Source organism: Geobacter sp. (assembly GCA_009684525.1).
Lineage (GTDB): Bacteria > Desulfobacterota > Desulfuromonadia > Geobacterales > DSM-12255 > Geoanaerobacter.
This window is the reverse complement of record WKKR01000004.1, coordinates 1-19,912: the sequence shown is the minus strand read 5'-3', so window position 1 is coordinate 19,912 and position 19,912 is coordinate 1. Positions and strand designations below refer to the sequence as shown.

Annotated in this window: 15 protein-coding genes; 12 read left to right on the top strand and 3 right to left on the bottom strand. The window is 58.7% G+C overall.

The genetic code is table 11. The features are described from left to right. Positions 1–300 precede the first annotated feature (300 nt). The 10 genes from GJT30_13495 (at position 301) to glgA (ending at position 14,101) form a co-directional block, all read left to right on the top strand. The gene (locus tag GJT30_13495) at positions 301–2,268 is read left to right on the top strand and encodes a HAMP domain-containing protein (GenBank protein MSM40623.1); all 1,968 of its coding nucleotides are present in this window, start codon (positions 301–303) and stop codon (positions 2,266–2,268) included. 84 nt (positions 2,269–2,352) lie between these two features. Beyond that, positions 2,353–3,735 (top strand): response regulator, encoded by a 1,383-nt coding sequence (locus GJT30_13490; protein MSM40622.1) that lies wholly within the window; start codon positions 2,353–2,355, stop codon positions 3,733–3,735. 455 nt (positions 3,736–4,190) lie between these two features. Next, entirely contained in the window at positions 4,191–4,379 is a 189-nt protein-coding gene (locus GJT30_13485) for a hypothetical protein (protein MSM40621.1), read from the top strand. 379 nt (positions 4,380–4,758) lie between these two features. Beyond that, positions 4,759–5,094 carry a hypothetical protein gene (locus GJT30_13480; protein MSM40620.1) on the top strand — a complete coding sequence of 112 codons (336 nt, stop codon included), beginning with the start codon at positions 4,759–4,761 and terminating at the stop codon, positions 5,092–5,094. Beyond that, positions 5,081–5,941, top strand: a complete 861-nt coding sequence (locus GJT30_13475; protein MSM40619.1) for an HDOD domain-containing protein — start codon at positions 5,081–5,083, stop codon at positions 5,939–5,941. Before GJT30_13480 ends, GJT30_13475 begins: the two co-directional genes overlap by 14 nt. Continuing rightward, positions 5,938–8,505: a response regulator gene (locus GJT30_13470; GenBank protein ID MSM40618.1), complete on the top strand. Its 2,568-nt coding sequence runs from the start codon at positions 5,938–5,940 to the stop codon at positions 8,503–8,505. Before GJT30_13475 ends, GJT30_13470 begins: the two co-directional genes overlap by 4 nt. A gap of 80 nt (positions 8,506–8,585) precedes the next feature. Beyond that, positions 8,586–8,999, top strand: a complete 414-nt coding sequence (locus tag GJT30_13465; protein ID MSM40617.1) for a response regulator — start codon at positions 8,586–8,588, stop codon at positions 8,997–8,999. 252 nt (positions 9,000–9,251) lie between these two features. Then, positions 9,252–11,432, top strand: a complete 2,181-nt coding sequence (locus GJT30_13460; GenBank protein MSM40616.1) for a response regulator — start codon at positions 9,252–9,254, stop codon at positions 11,430–11,432. 108 nt (positions 11,433–11,540) lie between these two features. Beyond that, positions 11,541–12,491: an aldo/keto reductase gene (locus GJT30_13455; GenBank protein ID MSM40615.1), complete on the top strand. Its 951-nt coding sequence runs from the start codon at positions 11,541–11,543 to the stop codon at positions 12,489–12,491. A gap of 32 nt (positions 12,492–12,523) precedes the next feature. Continuing rightward, on the top strand, positions 12,524–14,101 hold the full coding sequence (gene glgA, locus GJT30_13450) for a glycogen synthase GlgA (GenBank protein ID MSM40614.1): 1,578 nt from the start codon (positions 12,524–12,526) through the stop codon (positions 14,099–14,101). Here the strand turns inward: glgA and GJT30_13445 are convergent. The 3 genes from GJT30_13445 to GJT30_13435 are packed head-to-tail and all read right to left on the bottom strand — an operon-like array spanning position 14,058 to position 16,533. Beyond that, positions 14,058–14,555, bottom strand: a complete 498-nt coding sequence (locus GJT30_13445) for a DUF2721 domain-containing protein (protein ID MSM40613.1) — start codon at positions 14,553–14,555, stop codon at positions 14,058–14,060. The two genes, glgA and GJT30_13445, sit on opposite strands and share 44 nt — an antisense overlap. 27 nt (positions 14,556–14,582) lie before the next feature. Continuing rightward, positions 14,583–15,467 (bottom strand): acyltransferase, encoded by an 885-nt coding sequence (locus GJT30_13440; protein MSM40612.1) that lies wholly within the window; start codon positions 15,465–15,467, stop codon positions 14,583–14,585. 34 nt (positions 15,468–15,501) lie between these two features. Continuing rightward, positions 15,502–16,533 carry an agmatine deiminase gene (locus GJT30_13435; GenBank protein ID MSM40611.1) on the bottom strand — a complete coding sequence of 344 codons (1,032 nt, stop codon included), beginning with the start codon at positions 16,531–16,533 and terminating at the stop codon, positions 15,502–15,504. 183 nt (positions 16,534–16,716) lie between these two features. On the opposite strand from GJT30_13435, the gene GJT30_13430 reads away from it, so the two are divergent. Both GJT30_13430 and GJT30_13425 read left to right on the top strand, forming a co-directional pair. Beyond that, the gene (locus GJT30_13430) at positions 16,717–18,354 is read left to right on the top strand and encodes a HAMP domain-containing protein (protein ID MSM40610.1); all 1,638 of its coding nucleotides are present in this window, start codon (positions 16,717–16,719) and stop codon (positions 18,352–18,354) included. 272 nt (positions 18,355–18,626) lie between these two features. Then, on the top strand, positions 18,627–19,912 hold a 1,286-nt coding region (locus GJT30_13425), incomplete at its 3' end, for a HAMP domain-containing protein (protein MSM40609.1).

Sequence of the window (19,912 nt, the reverse complement as noted above, 5' to 3'; positions counted from 1 at the left end):
ATTAGACTATATTAACATCCAATCATTACGGATAATTGCGTGGATTTGGTTGAGAGCGGCGTCCACCGTTTGCCGTGAATTCACGGACCATTGTGTGAAAAAATGTGTCAGAGTGTTTGCAAGAAGTCCCATAGATCATCAGGTTATGTGAAATGTCTCATGAAAATATGAAGTGAAATGGCGGAATATTTTGCCGGCAGGATGTAAAACGCTCAGTACTGCAAGATTTTTCTGGAAATTTGCATGCTGTTTACAGGATAATCCGCTGATCTGGAAGGTTGTAAAATGGAAAGGGGTTTGATGCGCCGATACCTGTTCAAGTTCTTGGATAACCTGCGGCTCCGCTGGAAGATGCTGGTGGTGGTCATGCCGCTGGTGATCGTCCCCATTGTGCTGGTTGGCGCCATCGTCGGGACCATAGCCTCTCGCCAGGCCTACCTGGGGATCACCCGCACCAGCATGGATGATCTCCAGCACATGGCCACCTTCACCACCGATCTCCTCAACGCCCATCACCAGCAATTCCAGGTCTACAAACGGGACAAGCAGAAAACCCTCAACCTTGAGCTGGCGACCCTGGTCAATCTCTCGTACAACCTGGTGGAGAACGAGCACCGGCAGTATACCAGTGGCCGTCTCAGCCTGGCAGCGGCCCGGCAGGAGGCGCGCAAGTCGCTCCGGAAGGTGAACGTGGGGGAGACGGGCTACATCTACGCCATGACCACCAATGGCGACCTGATGGTCCACCTCGCCCGCGAAGGGGAGAACGTCTACAACGAGCGGGACGAGAACGGCCGTTATTTCATTCGGATCATGTGCGAGGCGGCCAGGCAGTCGAAGCCGGGAGAGGTCCTCTACATCATGTACCCCTGGCGCAACGCTACCCTCGGCGATACCCACCCGCGGCGCAAGATCGTGGCCTACCGCTATTTCCGCGAATGGGACTGGATCATCGCAGTTGGCAGCTATGTGGACGAAACCTATGAGGATGCCGCGTTCGAGCGCAACTCCTTCGAGGAGCTGAAGGCCAAGATCCGCGGCAAAAAGGTCGGCGACACGGGATACATCTACTGCATGGACAGCAAAGGGACCCTGATGATCCACCCCTTTGACGAAGGGGCCAATATCTTCGATGCCCGCGACGTGAACGGGTCCTATTTCATCCGCGAGATGTGCCGTAACAAAAAGGGCTGGATACGTTATCCCTGGAAGAACAAAGGGGACAGGGCGGCCAGGATGAAGATCGTCCGCTACGAATATTTCAAGCCGTGGGACTGGATCGTCGCCGTCGGTTCCTACGAGGATGAGTTTTACAGCGAGCCGAACAAGATCAAGGGGCGGATCACGACCAGCATCGTCTTGTTGACCCTGCTGGTGGGGGTGATCGCCTCGGGTATGGTGGTGCTGGCCTCCAAGGTCCTGACCGATCCGATCAACCGGATGATCGAGGTGATCCGCCGGGTCAAGCGGGGGCGCCTGGACGAACGGATGCCTGAGGAAACCAGCGACGAGTTCGGCGAGCTTGCCGCCGCATTCAACCGGATGACCACCATCATCAAGCACAACAAGGAGATGGAGGCCACCCTGGCGCAACAGGGGAAAATGGCTTCCCTGGGGGTCCTCTCTTCGGGGGTTGCCCATGAGATCAACAATCCACTCGGTGTGATCTTGGGATATGCCAGCTATCTTGAGGGAAAGATGTCGCCCGATGATCCGGGCTTCAAATACATGCACGAGATCAAACGGGAGAGCAAGCGGTGCAAGAAGATCGTCCAGGACCTTCTCTCCTACGCCCGGACACCCAAACCGGTCATGGAGCCGACCGATATCAACGGCCTTCTGGAGCAGATCGTCGATTTTGCCGCCAATCATACCGACATGCACCACGTAACCGTACGGACCGAGCTGTGCGAAGACCTCCCGGAGATCATGGCGGACGGCGACCAGATCCGGCAGGTTGCCATCAACCTGATCCTCAACGCCGGAGCGGCAATGGCAGGAGGGGGGAGCCTGGTGGTGGGCACGGCCCTGGCCGACGACGGATTTGTCGACATATCCTTCCGTGACACCGGCGCCGGCATTCCAGCCGACAACCTGGAAAAGATCTTCGAACCGTTCTTCACCACCAAGGAAAAGGGGACCGGGCTGGGACTCGCCATCACCAAGCAGATCGTCGAGATGCACCATGGCAAGGTCCGGATCGACAGCGTGGTGGGAGTAGGAACCACCGTAACCATACGTCTGCCGCGGGAACAGGAGGAGCTCTGACGCCCGGGGCCAGGCATGCCGCTGCAGGGTATCTGGAGCAGTCGCCATTTCGGCAGCAACACTGTGATGATATGAGGTACTGACGTGTCAGCTAAAAAACGGATCATGGTAATCGATAATGAGGAGGGGCTCTGCCGCATGATGGAGGCGGTGCTCCTGGACAACGGCTACGACGTCAAGGGATACACCCGCTCCTTTGACGCGGTGGAGGAGTTCGTCCCCGGCGAATGGGATATGGTGGTGAGCGATATCAAGATGCCGGGGATGGATGGGCTGGAGGTGCTGCAGCGGCTCAAGGGGAAAGATCCGAGCATCCCGGTCATTATGATAACCGCCTATGCCACTGTGGAAATGTCCATACAGGCCCTGCGCAAAGGGGCCTACGACATGCTGACCAAGCCTTTCGAGCCCGAAGAGCTGCTCTACCGGGTGAAAAACGCTCTCAAGCACACCCAGTTGCTGGTGGAGAACCGGGAACTGCGAGAAGAGCTGGTCGGCAAGTTCCGATTCGACAAGATCGTCGGCGCCTCTGAGAGCCTCAAACAGGTCCTGGAGCGGGTGGAAAAGATCGCCATCCGCGACACCTCGGTGCTGATCACCGGCGAGTCGGGCACCGGCAAGGAGCTGATCGCCCAGGCTATCCACTACAATTCCCTGCGCAAGGACAAGAAGTTCGTTGCCATCAACTGCGGCGCCCTTCCAGAGTCGCTGCTGGAATCCGAGCTGTTCGGCTACAAGAAAGGGGCGTTCACCGGGGCCACATCCGACCGGCAGGGGCTTTTGGAGACGGCCGACGGCGGCACCCTGTTCCTGGACGAGGTGGGCAACCTCCCCATGAACGTGCAGAAGACCCTGCTCCGGTTCCTCCAGGAGCAGGAGTTCCACCGGATCGGCGACCGGGCAACGGTCAAGGTGGATGTCCGGATCATTTCGGCCACCAATGCCGACCTGAAGACCTCTGTCAAGGACACCTCCTTCCGCGAAGACCTCTACTACCGGCTGAACGTGGTTAACCTCCATCTGCCCCCCTTGCGCGAGCGGGTGTCGGATATCCCGCTGCTGGCGATCCATTTCATCAACCACCAGAACAGCAAGTTCGGCACCCAGGTCAAGGGGCTCGCCCCCGATGCCCTCGATGCCCTGGCCCATTATCCCTGGCCCGGCAACATCCGCCAGTTGAAGAACGTCATCGAGGCCTCCATGGCAATGGAGACCGGCGATTACATCAGCCTGGCCGTACTCTCCCAGTTCATAGAGGTCCAGCGGACCGAAGAGGGAGGGGACGCCTTCATCGAGGAAGGGGACTACAACAAGGCGCTGTCCCGTTTCGAGGTGGAGTACCTGAAGGGACTTCTACGCAAAAACCATGGCAATATCGAGGCTGCAGCCAGGGATGCCGGCATGAACATGGCAACCATTTACCGCAAGATAAAGAAGTACAACATCCGCAAGGAAGACTGGCAGTGACTCGTTGTGGAGCGGAATCCGAAAGCCCCTGCATGGGCTGCGGTCCCGCTCCACGTTTCTTTGCATTCCTGCAAATCCGTTGATCTCCTGCCTGCAAAAGCGCAAGCTTCACCTCTCCACCCGTCCCCTTCTTCTACAACAGGCCGTAATTCCGGACACAAGCTGCTTCATCCCCCACAACGTGGCAAAGGAACTCTCCTGACGAGCTCGGGCAGATTTGCACCTCTGCAAAACCGTCCCGTCCCGCGTGTGAGCTTTTTGGGGCGATTCTTTGTAACATATCGAAATGACATGGGATAAAAACAGTGGGGAATAGAGTGCGCTTTGGTATGGCGGTTGCTGTAGGAGAAGACAGTTACTCCTGATTTGGGTGAAGTCAGGTCCCGATGACGATCGGGTACCTGCTTTCCCCCCATCCGGGGGCAGCATGACCGATTGAGAGGGCAGAGGTTCCCATGGCAAAGGCAGTGTGTCCCTTTTATGCGAAGAGCGACGATTACTGTGATGTCGGTTGCGGTTACATCTCCCCTTACGATGTAAACCTGATCATCAAATTCTGTAGCTCCCGCTACGGTGAATGTCTGAAATACCAGGAACTGGCAGAACGGTTCCCGGCCGAAAACAGGGAACTGGCAAAGTGCTGACCGGAGAAGGGGTCTGCAGTGCTGTACCTGACAAGCCTGCACAGTAACGGATACGCCTCGGTGGCATGAGCTATCCATGTTCTGGCCCACACAAAAAAAATAGGGAGCGAACGTTTCCTAGAGGAGTAGTACCTTCCTTCACTGGGGGCAGCATCGACAGATGCCGCCCCATTTTTTTGCCCGGAGGCCTGTCTTCTCTTGTCGTACGGTTAGACACCCCAGATTTCCGGACGGCGGCAAAAATTAAATGTATCCGCCCGGATGCCGAAGAATACAAGTGCATCCGGACTGCTTTCCGCAGAAAAACCCCGGCGGTTTTGAATACAGGGGGGCACCGGAGCCGGTCTGAGTCGCAGGCGTTACGAGGAGGGCAGGGGACGTGGGTATCATCCAGATTGACAATCTTGAGGCAGGCATGGTCCTGGCGACCGATGTGTACGACCAGACCGGCAGGCTGCTTTTAGGGGAGGGGGCGGAACTGACTCAGAAGCATCTGGTCGTGTTCAGGACCTGGGGGGTGGTGGAGGTGGACATTGCCGGAATCGACGAAGTTGCCGCCGCTGCGCATCTCCCCGACGAGATAACTCCCGAACAACTCGCCGCTGCCGAGGCAGAACTACTTCCCCTGTTCTGCAATGCGAACCTCGATTACCCGGTCATGCGCGAACTCTTCCATCTCGCGGCACTGCGGAGGGCTCTGCATGGGATCTCCTGAGACCATCACCCTGAAACAGCTCGTGGAGCAGACGCGGACGGTCTATTCGCTCCCCTATTTCTACGAACGGCTGAGCGAAACGATCAACCATCCCCGAAGCTCCATTGCCGACATTGCCAAGATCATTACCGAAGACCAGGGTCTCACGGCACGGATACTCAGACTCGCCAACAGCCCGATGTTCGGCTGCTACGCCAGGGTCGACTCGATTACCAAGGCGGTGACCATCATCGGCACTCAGCAGTTGCGCGACCTGGCACTCGCGGCATCGGTCATCGAGGTCTTCAGGGGGATACCCGCGGACCTCATGAACATGGCACAGTTCTGGCGGCACAGCATCTCCTGCGGCATCGTTGCCCGCACATTGGCGACCTGCCTGCGTGAAAACAACGTGGAACGCTTCTTTGTCGCAGGCATGCTCCACGATGTGGGCCATCTGGTGATGTGTACCGCCATCCCCGAAACGGCCAAGGAGCTGATGTTGACGAACAGGAGGCAGAAGCAGCTCTATTTCCGGACCGAGCAGCAGGCCCTGGGGTTCGACCATGGCGAGCTGGGTGGCGAGTTGCTCCGTGCTTGGAAGATCCCTGCCAACATCTACGAGGCGGTTATCGCCCATCATGCTCCCCGCATGGTGGTTCAGTTCCCCCTTGAGGTGGCTATCGTCCATCTGGCGGATATCATCTGCCAGGCCTTTGAATTCGGTTCCAGCGGTGAATGGTATGTTCCCCCTCTGGAGCCGGTTGCCTGGGACCGCCTCGGGCTGCCGGTCAGCCAACTGGCAACGATCCTGAAGCAGTCCGAGACCCAGATCGAAGAGGCTTTTGCCATACTGGTGGAGGGATGATGCGAACGCGGTACGTAACACCCTCAACAGGGTTTCTCCAGGAACGCGTCAGTTATCTGGAAGAGGCCAATCGTCGCTACATGTCCATCCTCGACATGTTGGCATCCAGTGGCGATTTCCATGGCAATCTGAACACTGCCAAGGACTCTGCGGCGATCTTTCGTGCCACCCACGTTCAGGCGAGCAGGATCCTTTCCTGCAGGACGATCGGCTGTCTGGAGTCGATGGACGACGGCACCTTCGAGCTGGTTTCCTGGGACCCGGAGGAAGGCCGAGACGAAATCCAGGCCGAGATAGACGCGAAGATCATGGACGGTACCTTTGCCTGGGCCTTGAACAGGAACCAGGCAATCCTGGTTCCGTTAAGCAATGACCGGACGCTGCTCCTGCATGTCATTGCGACTCGTTCCCACATCCGCGGCATGTGCGTCGCCATCCTGCAGGGGGATTCCACTGCTGTCGACGGTGCGGCGCTCAATGCCCTGTCCATCGTCATGTATACCTGTGCCTATGCCCTGGAAAGTCTTGCCCTGTACGCCATTCTCAATGAAAACATGGCGAACCTGGAAGAGCGGGTCAAGGAGCGGACCTGCGATCTTGCTGCCGCCAGGGAACAGGCCGAGGCCGCAAACCTCGCCAAGAGCGCCTTCCTCGCCAACATGAGCCACGAGATCCGCACCCCCATGAACGGCATCATGGGGATGACCGATCTCCTTCTGGACGGGGGATTCTCGCCGGTCCAGGAGCGACAGTACCTGAGTGCCATCAAGGGTTCTGCCGACAACCTGCTTTCGATCATTAACGACATCCTCGATTTTTCCAAGATTGAAGCGGGCAAGATGCAACTCGACCAGGTGCCGTTTCAACTGCGCGGGACCATCACCCAGGTCCTCCGATCGCTGTCGGTGCGGGCAGCGGAAAAAGGGATCGAACTGGTCAGCTCCTTTGAAAAAGGGCTCCCTGACGCTCTGGCAGGAGATCAGGGAAAGCTGAGACAAGTCCTGATCAACTTGGTCGGGAATGCCATCAAGTTTTCCGACGGCGGGGAGATCGTGGTCGGAGTCACCACTGCGACGAACGACGGGGCTGCGGTCTGCCTGCGGTTTTCGGTTGCCGACCAGGGGATCGGGATTGCACCTGATGCGTGTGAGCGCATATTCGAGGTATTCGAGCAGGCCGATTCCTCCAGTGCCAAACGGTTCGGCGGCACCGGGCTCGGCCTGACCATCTCCCGGCGGATGGTGGAACTGATGGGGGGGCAGATCGGAGTGGAAAGCATTCCGGGGGTGGGAAGTACCTTCCGATTCACCTGCTGCTTTCAGGTCAGGCAGACCGTGCCGGATCTGGCGCAACCGTCTGAGCTGCGCAATCAACAGGTCCTGGTCCTGGATCGGAGCGATGCCTGCCGTCAGGCGATTGTCGCCGCTCTGGATGAATGGGGCATGATGCCTGTCTCTGTCAAAGATGCTGCGGAGGCGTTTGCGCTTTCGGAGAGCGGAGTCGTGCCTCGCGACCGTTCCCTTTTGGCCCTGGTCGACGTGCAGTCCCTCGGCACCGATTGCTGGAATTTGGTTGAACGGCTGCAGGAGTTCTGCGGTGGTCGCGACAGGATCATCATCATGACCGGGGCCGGTTGTCGCATCGATACGGAAAAGATCCGCCGTCACGGGATTGCCGGGCATCTGGCAAAGCCTCTCGTTTACGACGAACTCAAGGAGGTGCTCTGCGCGGTACTTACCGGCGAATGCCTGGAAAGACAGGCACACGGCACCTCAATTCCCCGTTGGGAAGGGGAGCGCACTCTGAACATCCTGGTGGCCGATGACGTGGAAGTCAACCAACTGCTGGCAGTGACGCTGCTGAACAAACAGGGGCATAGCGTAACAGTGGCAGGCGATGGGCAAGAGGCCCTGGAGGCCTATGCCGGTGGCAGTTTCGATATGGTCCTGATGGATGTGCAGATGCCAATCATGGACGGGTTGCAGGCAACACGGAAGATCAGGGAAATGGAAGGGGCATCCGGTAGGCGAATACCGGTTATTGCGCTCACAGCTTATGCTGCAAGAGAGGATCGGGAGCGGTGCCTTGCTGCCGGCATGGATGGATATCTGTCGAAACCGTTCAAGGGAGAAGAGCTTGCAGCAGTCCTGCTCAGCCATTGTGGTCAAGGGCAATGCCGGCATGCCGCGGAGACTTCCCCTGCTGCTCAGGGATGCCCGGATAATACCGTGACTGCGCCGCTGGTGTTCAACCGGGAAAGCCTCCTGTGCCGGCTTGATGGCAACGAGGAGTTGATTCCCCGGTTTCTCACGATGTTCAACACGTCCGTTGCCACTCGATGGGCTGAACTCTCCCAGGCGACCGTAATTTGCGACCGGGAGGTAATACACCGTCAAGCTCACTCCATCAAGGGCGCAGCGGCAAATATAGGGGCAGAGCGCATCGTCGAGATCGCTCGTGAGATCGAAGATGTGGCACATGACGGCAGTAAGGAGGATTTTGCCCTCCTTTTGCCCAGGCTCCGTCATGAACTGGATGTTTTCTGCCAGGAGATAGGGGCATGATCGATCAGCTGCAGTATATTATGTGACAGTGAGGCCGCGCCCATGATGCCGCAGGCCGGAATTGAACGAGGAGGAAGCGCATGGATCTCAGCAGGTGTCTGATTGTGGATGATGAAGAACTTGGACGGGAGCTGGTTGCACAGTATCTTCAGCGGGTTCCCGTTGTTGTTGCTGTCGGCAGCGGAGAGGAGGCCGTGGAGAAATTCCGTGCCGCCCAGGAGGCAGGGGAGCCCTTTGAGCTGGTTCTTCTGGATATCGTCATGCCGGGAATGGATGGTATCGCCACCGGCACGGCACTCCGGAAGATGGAAAAGGAGCGCGGCATAGCGGTTGCCCAGCAGGCGAAGATCATCATGCTGACGGCTCGCAATACCCCTCTGGACGTCATGCAGTCCCTGATGTCGGTGCAGTCGGCTGCCTATCTGGTCAAGCCGGTGGAACCGGACAAGTTTCGCGAGACCCTGAGCAAGGTCGGCCTGAAGATCCCTCGTTGATGACAGAAAGTGTTTGATCCGCTTACGGACGGATCTGTTCCGTGGAGACGAACTTTGCCATCTCCACGGAACAGATCCGTCTTTTTCCCCGGCTGCCGGGAACCTCTCGTTCGAACTCCCTGAAATTCTCCGATTTTCTAAACGTGAATAGCGATCCGGATGGCTGTGAAGCCGCTTGCTGAATCGTTTTCATGGTATTGCTTTCCTTGAAATTAATGGTTTAATTTCATTAATAATCCACTGCAATCCGGGATGGCCATGGGAGAGACGCCAACCACAGATATCCGCTTCAAGGTCATCGGTGCCGTTGTCGGTCTGTTGACCGCCATCATCCTCTTTTCAGCCTGGACCATTGCCAGCAGCTTCCGCATGGCCAAGTCTGCCGGGGAGCGTCAGGTGCGAAGCTATGCCTATGCGCTCAGCGAGCATGGAGAGCGGGCTCTTGCCGAGGCAGACCGGGTACTTGTGGAGGCGATCGACGCCATCAATGCTGCTGGCGGCCTGGAACGGCTTGGCGACAGGGAACTGTATGAAATCCTGCGTAACAAGAAGTACGATGCTCCCCAGATCGGCTCCCTGGTGGTGGTCAATCGCGGGGGGGAGTTGTTTGCGCACTCGTTGAGCTATCCCATGAAGACGGCCATGGTTGCCGATCGGGATTATTTCAATTTTCATCGGGACAATCCCGGCGGTGGCCTGTTTATCTCCAGACCTCTTTTGAGCCGGGTCAACAACAAGTGGCGTTTCACGCTCTCCCGGCCGCTGCTTGACCGGCAAGGTGCATTTACCGGACTGGTTGCAGTGGCCTTCGAGATGGAGTATTTCCAGAAGTTCTACCATTCTCTCGAAGTGGGGAAACGGGGACGGATCATCCTAGCCCGCCGTGACAGCACCATCCTGGTGGTGGAGCCGTTTTCGGAAAAGGCGCTCAGTACCGATTTCAGCCGGTCGGAGCTGTTCCGCGAAAAGCTCAGGCAAGCCGATGCCGGCACCTTCATGGTCGATGCGGGGGCTATCGACGGCACCGCACGCATCGCTTCGTACACGACCTTGTCGCGCTATCCGGTCGTTGCCATAGTCTCACTGGCAACGGATGAACTCTTTGCCTCCTGGCTGACGAGTTCAGTCAAGCACGGATTGACCACCATCGTGCTCTGCGTGCTGATCGCCTGCCTGACAATGCTGCATCTGCGCCAGATCCGGAAGCTTGAAGAGACCAACCAGCAGCTACTGGAAAACGAAGAGGAGATCAGGTCGGGCGAGGAGCAGCGGATCCAGGTAGAAGCCCAACTGCAGCAGGCACAGAAGATGGAATCCATCGGCCACCTTGCCGGTGGCATTGCCCATGATTTCAACAATCTCCTCACCCCGATCATCGGCTATACCGAGCTGCTCCAGCGCAGTGAAACTCCCGAAAAGGATGCCGCCCTCAAGCTGCAGGGTATCCATGATGCCGCGATGAGGGCCAAGGAGCTGACCCAGCAGCTGCTCGGATTTGCCCGCAAGCAGGTCATGGCCATGACGGTCTTTGATCTCAATGCGATCGTATCATCATTCGATGCCATCCTGCGCCGGGTCATCCGGCAGACCATCGAGATCCGGCTCGAACTCGGGGCGGAGCCGCTTTACGTCATGGTAGACCAGTCACAGCTGGAGCAGGTTTTGCTTAACCTGGCGGTGAATGCCCAGGATGCCATCCCTGCCCATGGGACCCTTACCATCAGGGCCGATTCGGTTATTCTGGACGATGGAAACAGGCAGCTTGCCCCCGAGCTTCCTCTTGGCCGGTATGCCGTGCTCTCCTGCCACGATACCGGCAGGGGCATGTCCGATGAAACCCTGGCGCAGATATTCGAACCGTTCTTCACCACCAAACCTGCCGGACACGGGACCGGTCTCGGGCTCTCCATGGTGTACGGCATCGTCAAGCAGCATGATGGCAGCATATCCGTGCAGAGCAGCCCAGACGAAGGAACCGTCTTTACCATCTATCTGCCGCAGTTGGAGGATGTTTGTCTGCTGGAGACAAACCCGTCACAGGGCGAGCAGCAGATCAACCGTGGCACCGAATCCATTTTCGTGGTGGAAGACAACGAGATGGTGCGTGACATGATCGTTCAGCTCCTTGACGGCTGCGGCTACCGGGTGACCAGCGCGGCATCGCCCGCTGTGGCGCTGGAACTGCTTGAAACATCAACTGCCCCCTATGACCTGCTCGTCAGCGATGTCATCATGCCCGGCATGAACGGCCCCGAACTGTACGACCGGATTCTTGACCGCTTTCCGGACACCAAGGCCCTCTTCATTTCCGGGTATACCGACGATCCCGCCTTTACCAACATCACCCGTTCCTCCGCAGTCAGTTTCCTTGCCAAACCCTTTGCTGTTGACGCACTGCTGACGCAGGCCCGGGAACTGCTCGGTAATTCCTGAGCACCCTGCTTTTTGAGCATGAAGCCCGGCCGGTCATTTTTCTGTTGTCTCGTCGGCCCACTTTTGTTCTAATCTCCTGTTGTTTCATTGCACCGAGGAGGCTGCATCATGGAAAAGGTTGCACTTGGCGCCACCGGCCTTACGGTCAGCAGGCTGGTGTTCGGGACATTGCCCATGGGGCCGCTGCAGGCCGGCTTTACGCCGAAGGACGGGGGAAGACTGATCCGCTCCGCCCTTGAGGCCGGGGTTACCATGCTCGATACGGCCGAGCTCTACGGCACCTATCCCCACATCCGGGCTGCGCTGGATGGCTACCGGGGCGAGGTGACCATTGCCAGCAAGACCCATGCACCCGATGGGGCAACGGCGCGCAGTCACGTGGAACGGGCGCTCAGGGAGCTGGATCGGGAGCGGATCGACATCATCCACTGCCATGCGGCGCGGATTGCCGACCCTTTTGTGGAGCGGGCCGGGGTGATTGAGGAATTATTGACGATGAAGGAGGAAGGGAAGATCGGCCATGTCGGTCTCTCCACCCACTTCGTTGCTGCGGTCAGAAAGGCTGCGAACCATCCCGAGATCGAGGTGGTCCACCCGCTCATCAACCAGACCGGCATGGGTATCATCGACGGTTCCGCAGCCGAGATGGCTGCTGCCATCGCTGCCTGCGCTGCTGCAGGGACGGGGATCTACGCCATGAAGGCGCTGGCAGGCGGCAATCTCATCGCATCGGCCCGCCAGAGCCTCCGATATGTGCTGGAGCTGCCAGGCGTCCATGCGGTCGCTCTCGGCATGCTTTCCGAGGCAGAGGTTGCGGCCAATGTCTCTCTCTTTTCGACTGGTGAAACCGATGCTGCCCTCTGGCAGGAGCTAGAGGGGCAGACGCGTCATCTGCGGATCATGGAGCGCTTCTGCAAGGGGTGCGGTCTCTGTGTCCCTGCCTGCGTCAACAGCGCTCTTGCGGTGAAGGACGGCGTTGCCGTGGTGGATGAGTCAGCCTGCGTGTTGTGTGGCTATTGTGCCGCAGCTTGTCCGGAGTTCATCATCCGAGTTGTGTAAAATCGATTGCTGCTTTGAGCTTAAGCGAGGTGATTGTGGGACTGAAGATTCTGATGGCTGCTTCTGAATGTGTACCGTTCGCCAAGGCGGGCGGACTCGGTGATGTGGTGGGGGCGCTCCCCAAATACCTTGCCCAGCTCGGCCATGATGTGCGGATCGTCATGCCTCGTTACTACGGAATCGACCGGCAGCGTTACGGCCTGAAGCTGCTTCCCGGAACCCTGACGGTGCCGATGGGGATCATCGGCGAGATGTACTGCGGCGTCTGCGAGGGGCGTCTGCCCGGAAGCGACGTCCCGGTCTATTTTCTTGAGCACGAGCAGCTGTACGGCCGCGATGGGCTGTACGAGGTCGACAATGTCGGCTTCCTGGACAACGACAACCGCTTCGTCTTCCTCTCCAAGGCCAGCCTGGAGATCTGCAAGATGCTCGACTTCACCCCCGATATCGTCCATGCCCACGACTGGCACACCGCGGCCGTCCCGGTTCTGCTTAACACTACCTATCTCCATGACTCCCACGTGGGGGGGAAACCGTCGCTGCTCACCGTGCACAACATGCAATACCAGGGGAATTTCTACGAAGGGTTGATGGACGTACTCGGCGTCGGCTGGGAATGGTTCAATTACCTCAACCTGGAAAAGGATGGCGAGGTCAACCTCCTCAAGGGGGGGCTCTACCATGCAACGCTGCTCAACACGGTGAGTGAAGGGTATGCGCGGGAGATGCAGACCCCCGAATACGGCTGGGGCCTGGAAGGGGTAGTGCGGGAGCGGGCTGCCGACCTGTACGGCATCCTCAACGGCGTGGATTACGAGGAGTGGAATCCCGAGAGCGATCCCTACCTGCCGGCCCGGTATTCAGCCGCTGATCTCTCCGGCAAGGCGGTCTGCAAGAGCGAACTGCAGCGGGAGATGGGGCTGCCGGTCCGGCCGGATGTTCCGCTGATCGGCTTGGTGTCGCGCATGGTAAAGCAGAAGGGGATCGATATCCTGGCCGAGGCGATCCCGCGTCTCCTGGAGCTGGACGTCCAGTTCGTCATGCTCGGCGGGGGGGAGCCGTGGGCCCATTTTTACTTCGGCGATATCATGGCCGCCCACCCGGAAAAGTTTGCCGTCAGGATCGGCTACGACAATCCCCTGGCCCACCGGATCGAGGCAGGGGCGGATTTCTTCCTCATGCCGTCTGCCTTTGAGCCGTGCGGTCTGAACCAGATGTACAGCCTTTGCTACGGGACCCTCCCCATTGTCCGCGCCACCGGCGGGCTCGACGACAGCGTGGACAATTTCCACGAACACGATCTCACCGGCACCGGCTTCAAGTTCTTCAATCTGGACGCCCAGGCGCTGTTCGATACGGTCGGCTGGGCCGTCTATACCTGGTTCAACCGCCCGGATGCCATCGAACAGCTCATCCAGAACGCCATGGCCAAGCGGTTCACCTGGGAGGAGGCGGCACAGAAATACGTCCGGCTCTATCAGTTGGCCTTGGAACGACGTCCGCGCGGAGAGATCCAAGAAGGGCGGAGAACGCCGCTGACTGCTTCGGCGCTCAAGGCTGCCGCGCCTATGGCCGTTTCCCGTCGGCGTGCTCCTGCAAGGAAGAAATGAAGTCGATGTGATGGTTGATGAAGGTGAGGTTGTAGCGGCTCTCGAACAGGAGCAGCGCGCTGGCCGCAAAGAGGAAGAGACCTCCGGTCAGGGCGATGACGGTGGCGAGCCAGCTCTTCATGCCCATGGCTTCGGTGATGGCGATGATCAGGCTTGAGGAGATGAAGAGCAGGGTGGCGGTATAGAGGGCGGCCATGGCGCGCTGTATCAGGATTGCTCGCCGTTTCTGCAGGGCCATCTGCATCTTGATATAGGCGTTACGTTGTTCCGGCAGGCAGAGTTTCCCCGTCAGCACCCCTTCCAGTTCGCTCTTCAGGGCATTGACCCGGTCGAAGAGCCGCCCCAGCCGTCCCGAAGTAGAGAAGATCAGCGTCCCGCATGCGGAAATCAATACCGCAGGGGTAATCATGGCCATGAGCACCCGCTGGCTGGCGAGCATGTCGAGCAGTTCCATCCCCGTACCCCTCTTTTGGAAAACCTGCTAGTCCAGGTAGCGTTTCAGGATGTCGCCATAGGCATCGATCCGCCGGTCGCGCAGAAACGGCCAGATCCGGCGGACTGCCTCGCTCCGCTGCCGGTCGATCTCCACCACTACGACCTCCTCCGCTTCACTCCCCAGACGGGCCAGGAACTCCCCTTGCGGCCCGGCAACGAAACTATTCCCCCAGAACTGAATCCCGCCATTCCCCTCGGGCGACGGCTCGAATCCGACCCGGTTCACGCTGACCACCGGGATGCCGTTGGCTATGGCATGGGCGCGCTGGCTGGTGATCCAGGCCTCCAGTTGTCGTCCCTGTTCTTCAGCGTGATCGCCCGCATCCCAGCCGATGGCCGTGGGGTAGAGGAGGATCTCCGCCCCGGCAAGGGCCATGAGCCGGGCCGCCTCCGGGTACCATTGGTCCCAGCAGACCAGGACGCCGAGTTTTCCGACCGACGTGGCGATGGGGGTGAACCCCAGGTCGCCGGGGGTGAAATAAAACTTCTCATAATAGCTCGGATCGTCGGGGATATGCATCTTGCGGTAGATCCCGGCAATCGAGCCGTCCCGCTCCAGGACCACCGCCGTATTATGGCAGAGACCTGCTGCCCGCCGCTCGAACAGGGAGGTAACGATGACAATGCCCAGTTCCCGCGCCAGGGCGCCGAACTCCCCGGTGGATGGGCCGGGAATCGGCTCTGCCAGGTCGAAACAGCCCGTATCCTCGGTCTGGCAGAAATAGGGGCCGCAATGCAGCTCCTGAAGCACTACCAGCTCTGCCCCTTTCCCTGCTGCTTCGCGGATGCCCACAACACTCCGGGCGATGTTCGCTTTCCTGTCAGCAGTGCAACGTTGCTGGACCAGGCCAATGTTCAGTCTGGAGGTCATGTTGACTCCTCTGTTCGTCTCGCACCCCCTGGTGTCAGCGGGGTGCCAGAGTTCCTTTCGGCAGCTGCATGGTGACGCAGTGCAGCGATCCGTGCTGCTGGATCAGCGGCAGACAGTCGATGCCGATCACCTCGCGGCCGGGGAAGGCCTGGCGGATGGTTGCCAGGGCCGCTGCATCGCCGGGATCGCGATAGGTCGGGACCAGCACCGCGCCGTTGATGATGAGAAAGTTTGCATAGGTTGCCGGCAGGCGCTCCCCATCCGCGTCATAGCAGGCCTCGGGCCAGGGGAGGGGGAGCAGCCGGTAGGGAGTGCCTGCAGGGGTGCGGAACGAGGCCAGCTCGTCCACCATAGCCTCCAGGGAGGCAAAATGCTCGTCGTCCTGGTCTGGACAGGCAACATGGAGGATGGTGTCGTTCGGGCCGAGGCGGACCAGGGTATCCACGTGCGAATCGGTGTCGTCGCCGGCCAGGTAGCCGTTCTCAAGCCAGAGGAGACGCTCGGCCCCCAGGTGACGGCGCAGTTCCGTCTCGATCTGCTGTCGCGACAGGTGGGGGTTGCGGTTCGGATTCAAGAGGCACTCGGCCGTGGTGAGGATGGTACCGTGGCCGTCGCTTTCGATGCCTCCTCCCTCAAGGATCAGCCCGATGGTTTCAAGGGGCACTGCGCCAAAGGCGCCAGCGGCATAGAGGTGGCTGGTGACGCAGTTGTCCAGATAGGCAGGGAACTTCAGCCCCCATCCATTGAACCCGAAATTGAGCAGCTTGGGGCTCCCATCCTCGATTACCGTGATGGGGCCGAAATCCCTGGCCCAGGTATCGTTGGTCTCCCCGGTGAAAAGCCTTATATTGGCCATTATCGCACCCGCTCCGAGCAGCAGGTTTTCTGTCGCAGCCGGTTCGCTGGTGGCGATCAGCACGGTCTCATGCCTGCTGATCTCCCTGGCAATGGCCGCAAAGACCGGCTCGACTTCGTGCAGGATCGGCCGCCAGTCGGTCCCTTGATGGGGCCAGGCGAGCAGGACCCCGTCCTGGGGTTCCCATTCGGCAGGAAGCCTGGGTGTCATCGGCAACTCCTTGAAAACGGTTATGATGGCTCATCCTAGCGAAAACGTCCGGGAAAAGCAAATCCAGACTCTATGTATCCCATCAGTTGATAGTTGTTCATCAAAAAACTCTCAGTATGTTGACGATTCTGTCGATACCAAGACTACATAGATGCATGAAAATGGCTGACAGGGGGTAGGAATATGTCTTCAGCGTCATCACTCAAAATCCGGACGAAAATTCTGTTGGGATTTTCCAGTGTGTTGGTATTGACGGTTTTCCTGGGCATACTGGCGATGGTTCAGCTCGGACGGGTGAATAAGGTCGGCTCGGACATGGCCACGAACCTGTTGCCGAGCACTGAGCTGCTTTCAAAGATGAACAGCCTGGTCGGCACGGCCCGCAGGTCGGAACTGCAGGCGACCATCTCCCTGACCAAGGAAGAACTGGATAAATACGAGACACGTCTGGATGGGAACCGGCTCGATTTCAAAAAGGAGATGGACGCCTTTGTAAAGTTGAACCTGACTGCCGACGAGAAGAAACAGGCCGATGAACTGAGTGCAACGGCGGAGCGTTACTTTGAAGAGGCAAAAAAGACCTTTGTGCTCTGCCGGGAGTCGAAACATGAGGAAGGGAAGACCTATCTGCGGGGCGTCAGCAAAAAGAGTTTCGATGCGGCAATGAAGGCCGTTGGCGATCTGATCTCGTACAACGAAAAGGAAGGAAAAGAAGCAAAAATCCTTATTAATAAGGCGTATACTTCGGCACTCTGGTGGGTAATCTCTCTCCTGGTGCTTGCCGTGGGGATCGGCGGAGTCGTCGGGTCGCTCATAGCCGGCAGGATCAGCAGGCCGGTGCGGGAACTGGCCCAGGCTGCGGAGAAGGTTGCTGCGGGCGATCTCAATGTCCATATTCCGGTTGCTGCCAATGACGAAGTGGGGCAGTTGGCCACTTCTTTCGAGGTCATGATCGAGAACCTGCGACAGTTGATTGGCAAGGTTTCCGACACCTCCACCCAGGTTGCCTCGGCGGCCAACCAACTGTTGGCCAATGCAGAGCAGATAGCCACCGGAGCCGAAGAGGTGGCTGCCCAGGCAGGCACCGTGGCGACCGCAAGCGAGGAGATGTCCGCCACCAGTGGCGATATCGCCCGGAACTGCCAGATGGCGGCCGAAGGGGGCAACCGTGCGACCTCTACGGCAACTACCGGTGCCGAGGTGGTGGGAAAAACGGTCCAGGTCATGAGCAGGATCGCCAGTCGGGTGCATGAAAGCGCCCAGACCGTGGAGAGCCTTGGGGCACGGAGCGACCAGATCGGCGAGATCATCGGCACTATCCAGGATATTGCGGATCAGACCAACCTCCTGGCGCTGAACGCGGCCATCGAGGCGGCGCGTGCCGGCGAGCAGGGGCGTGGCTTTGCGGTGGTGGCCGACGAGGTGCGGGCGCTGGCCGAGCGGACCACCAAGGCGACCCGTGAGATCGGCGAGATGATCAAGGCGATCCAGAATGAGACCAGGAGCGCCGTGACAGCCATGGAAGAGGGGGTCAGGGAGGTGGAGAACGGCACGGACGAGGCTGCCAAGTCGGGTCACGCCCTGCAGGAGATTCTGGAGCAGATCAACGCAGTGACCATGCAGGTAAATCAGGTGGCCACTGCTGCCGAAGAGCAGACCGCCACCACAGGCGAGATATCCAACAACATCCACCAGATCACCGAAGTGGTCCACGAAACCGCCAAGGGAGCCCAGGAGTCGGCATCCGCCGCAGGGCAGCTGGCAAGCCTCGCAGAGGATCTGCAGCGGCTGGTGCGGCAGTTCAAGGTAAACGCTCCGTAAACGGGACGACTGGTTAGGTTTTCCGGTCGGTAGAGCGAGCCGGATATGATGGATTGAGCGAAGGGAGCAGGCATTGTGCCTGCTCCCTTCGCTGTTTTTGTTGTCAGATGTAGTGTCTGGAGCTTGTGAGCAGGCGACATTGGGTTTATAGGGTAATGAGAGTGTTGATATAGGGGTATCCCCTAATTTTTCCTTAAGAAGAATCATAAATATCCGAATAAGCAAAATATGATTTTCGGTTAATACCTGCTAAGAAAAAAGACTGGAGGTTCATGATGCACATCTGGGCGGACATGAAGGTGAAGTCAAAGATCATGGCATTGGTGGTTGCATGTTGCATCGGGCTTGTCCTGGTTGGCGTTATCGGTGTGATGAACATGTCCCGGCTGAGTAATGCGGAGTCGAATCTCAACAAAGGGATGGAGGAGACAGCTCTCCTGCAGGACCTGAAGAACCATTTTCTGGGGATGCGTCTTGCCGTGGTCTACATGCTGGCTCTCAAGGACCCGGCAAAGATCGGAGAAAAAGAAAAGGATTTTGTATCCGAGGCAGAGAATATCCGTGGCAAGCTGGAGAAGATCGAGAAGAGTGAGATCGACAGCAGGGAAAAGGAGAGCCTGGCAGCTTTCAGGCAAGGGTTCGAGTCCTATGTGAAGGAGGGGACCAAGCTGGCGGAAATGGCCAAGTCTGCAAATGCGGCAGGGAGCTCGGCGGCGCTTCAGGAAACCCTCAAATTTGCAACGGAAACCGTCGCTCCGATCTACAGTAAGCCTGCCGGGATCGTGGCTGATCTGGTGACTGCCAATATCAAGGCAGGTGAGGAGATGTACCAGCGCGATCTGGTGAGCTTTAAGCGCTCGCGAATGGTGTTGTTGGTGACCATCGTCTGTCTGCTCGTGGGTGCGTTCGGAATAGGGACGCTTATCGCCAACTCGATATCAGGGCCGTTGAAATCGGTATTCGGGACCTTACAGGAGGTGGCGGCAGGCAACCTGGCTGCCCGTTCCCACATCACGAGCCGTGACGAGATGGGTCTGTTGGCTGCAGAGGTGAATGCCACTGCCGGAAAGCTGAGTGAGGTAATCTCCATGGTGGCGAGCAACAGTGAGCGTGTCGCTTCTGCCGCAACCCAGCTCCACTCCACCTCGGCGGAGATGGCCAGCGGTTCTGAGGAGATGGCGGCCCAGGCGAGCACCGTTGCCACGGCCAGCGAAGAGATGTCCGCCACCAGTGGCGATATCGCTAACAGCTGCCATGCTGCTGCCGATGGGGCACTGCACGCCAGTCAGACCGCCCAGGACGGTTCTGCGGTGGTGGAGAATACCGTTCAGGTGATGAGCCGGATTGCCGGCCGGGTACAGGAGACGGCCAAGACCGTGGAGAGCCTGGGGGCACGGAGCGACCAGATCGGCGAGATCATCGGCACTATCCAGGATATTGCGGATCAGACCAACCTCCTGGCGCTGAACGCGGCCATCGAGGCGGCGCGTGCCGGCGAGCAGGGGCGTGGCTTTGCGGTGGTGGCCGACGAGGTCCGTGCACTCGCCGAGCGCACCAG

Coding starts and splice junctions, on each gene's coding strand:
- GJT30_13465 (MSM40617.1), top strand. CDS start 8,586: ATGGATCTCAGCAGGTGTCTGATTGTGGATGATGAAGAACTTGGACGG.
- GJT30_13485 (MSM40621.1), top strand. CDS start 4,191: ATGGCAAAGGCAGTGTGTCCCTTTTATGCGAAGAGCGACGATTACTGT.
- GJT30_13430 (MSM40610.1), top strand. CDS start 16,717: ATGTCTTCAGCGTCATCACTCAAAATCCGGACGAAAATTCTGTTGGGA.
- GJT30_13495 (MSM40623.1), top strand. CDS start 301: ATGCGCCGATACCTGTTCAAGTTCTTGGATAACCTGCGGCTCCGCTGG.
- GJT30_13445 (MSM40613.1), bottom strand. CDS start 14,555: ATGGAACTGCTCGACATGCTCGCCAGCCAGCGGGTGCTCATGGCCATG.
- GJT30_13435 (MSM40611.1), bottom strand. CDS start 16,533: ATGACACCCAGGCTTCCTGCCGAATGGGAACCCCAGGACGGGGTCCTG.
- GJT30_13455 (MSM40615.1), top strand. CDS start 11,541: ATGGAAAAGGTTGCACTTGGCGCCACCGGCCTTACGGTCAGCAGGCTG.
- GJT30_13470 (MSM40618.1), top strand. CDS start 5,938: ATGATGCGAACGCGGTACGTAACACCCTCAACAGGGTTTCTCCAGGAA.
- GJT30_13460 (MSM40616.1), top strand. CDS start 9,252: ATGGCCATGGGAGAGACGCCAACCACAGATATCCGCTTCAAGGTCATC.
- GJT30_13440 (MSM40612.1), bottom strand. CDS start 15,467: ATGACCTCCAGACTGAACATTGGCCTGGTCCAGCAACGTTGCACTGCT.
- GJT30_13475 (MSM40619.1), top strand. CDS start 5,081: ATGGGATCTCCTGAGACCATCACCCTGAAACAGCTCGTGGAGCAGACG.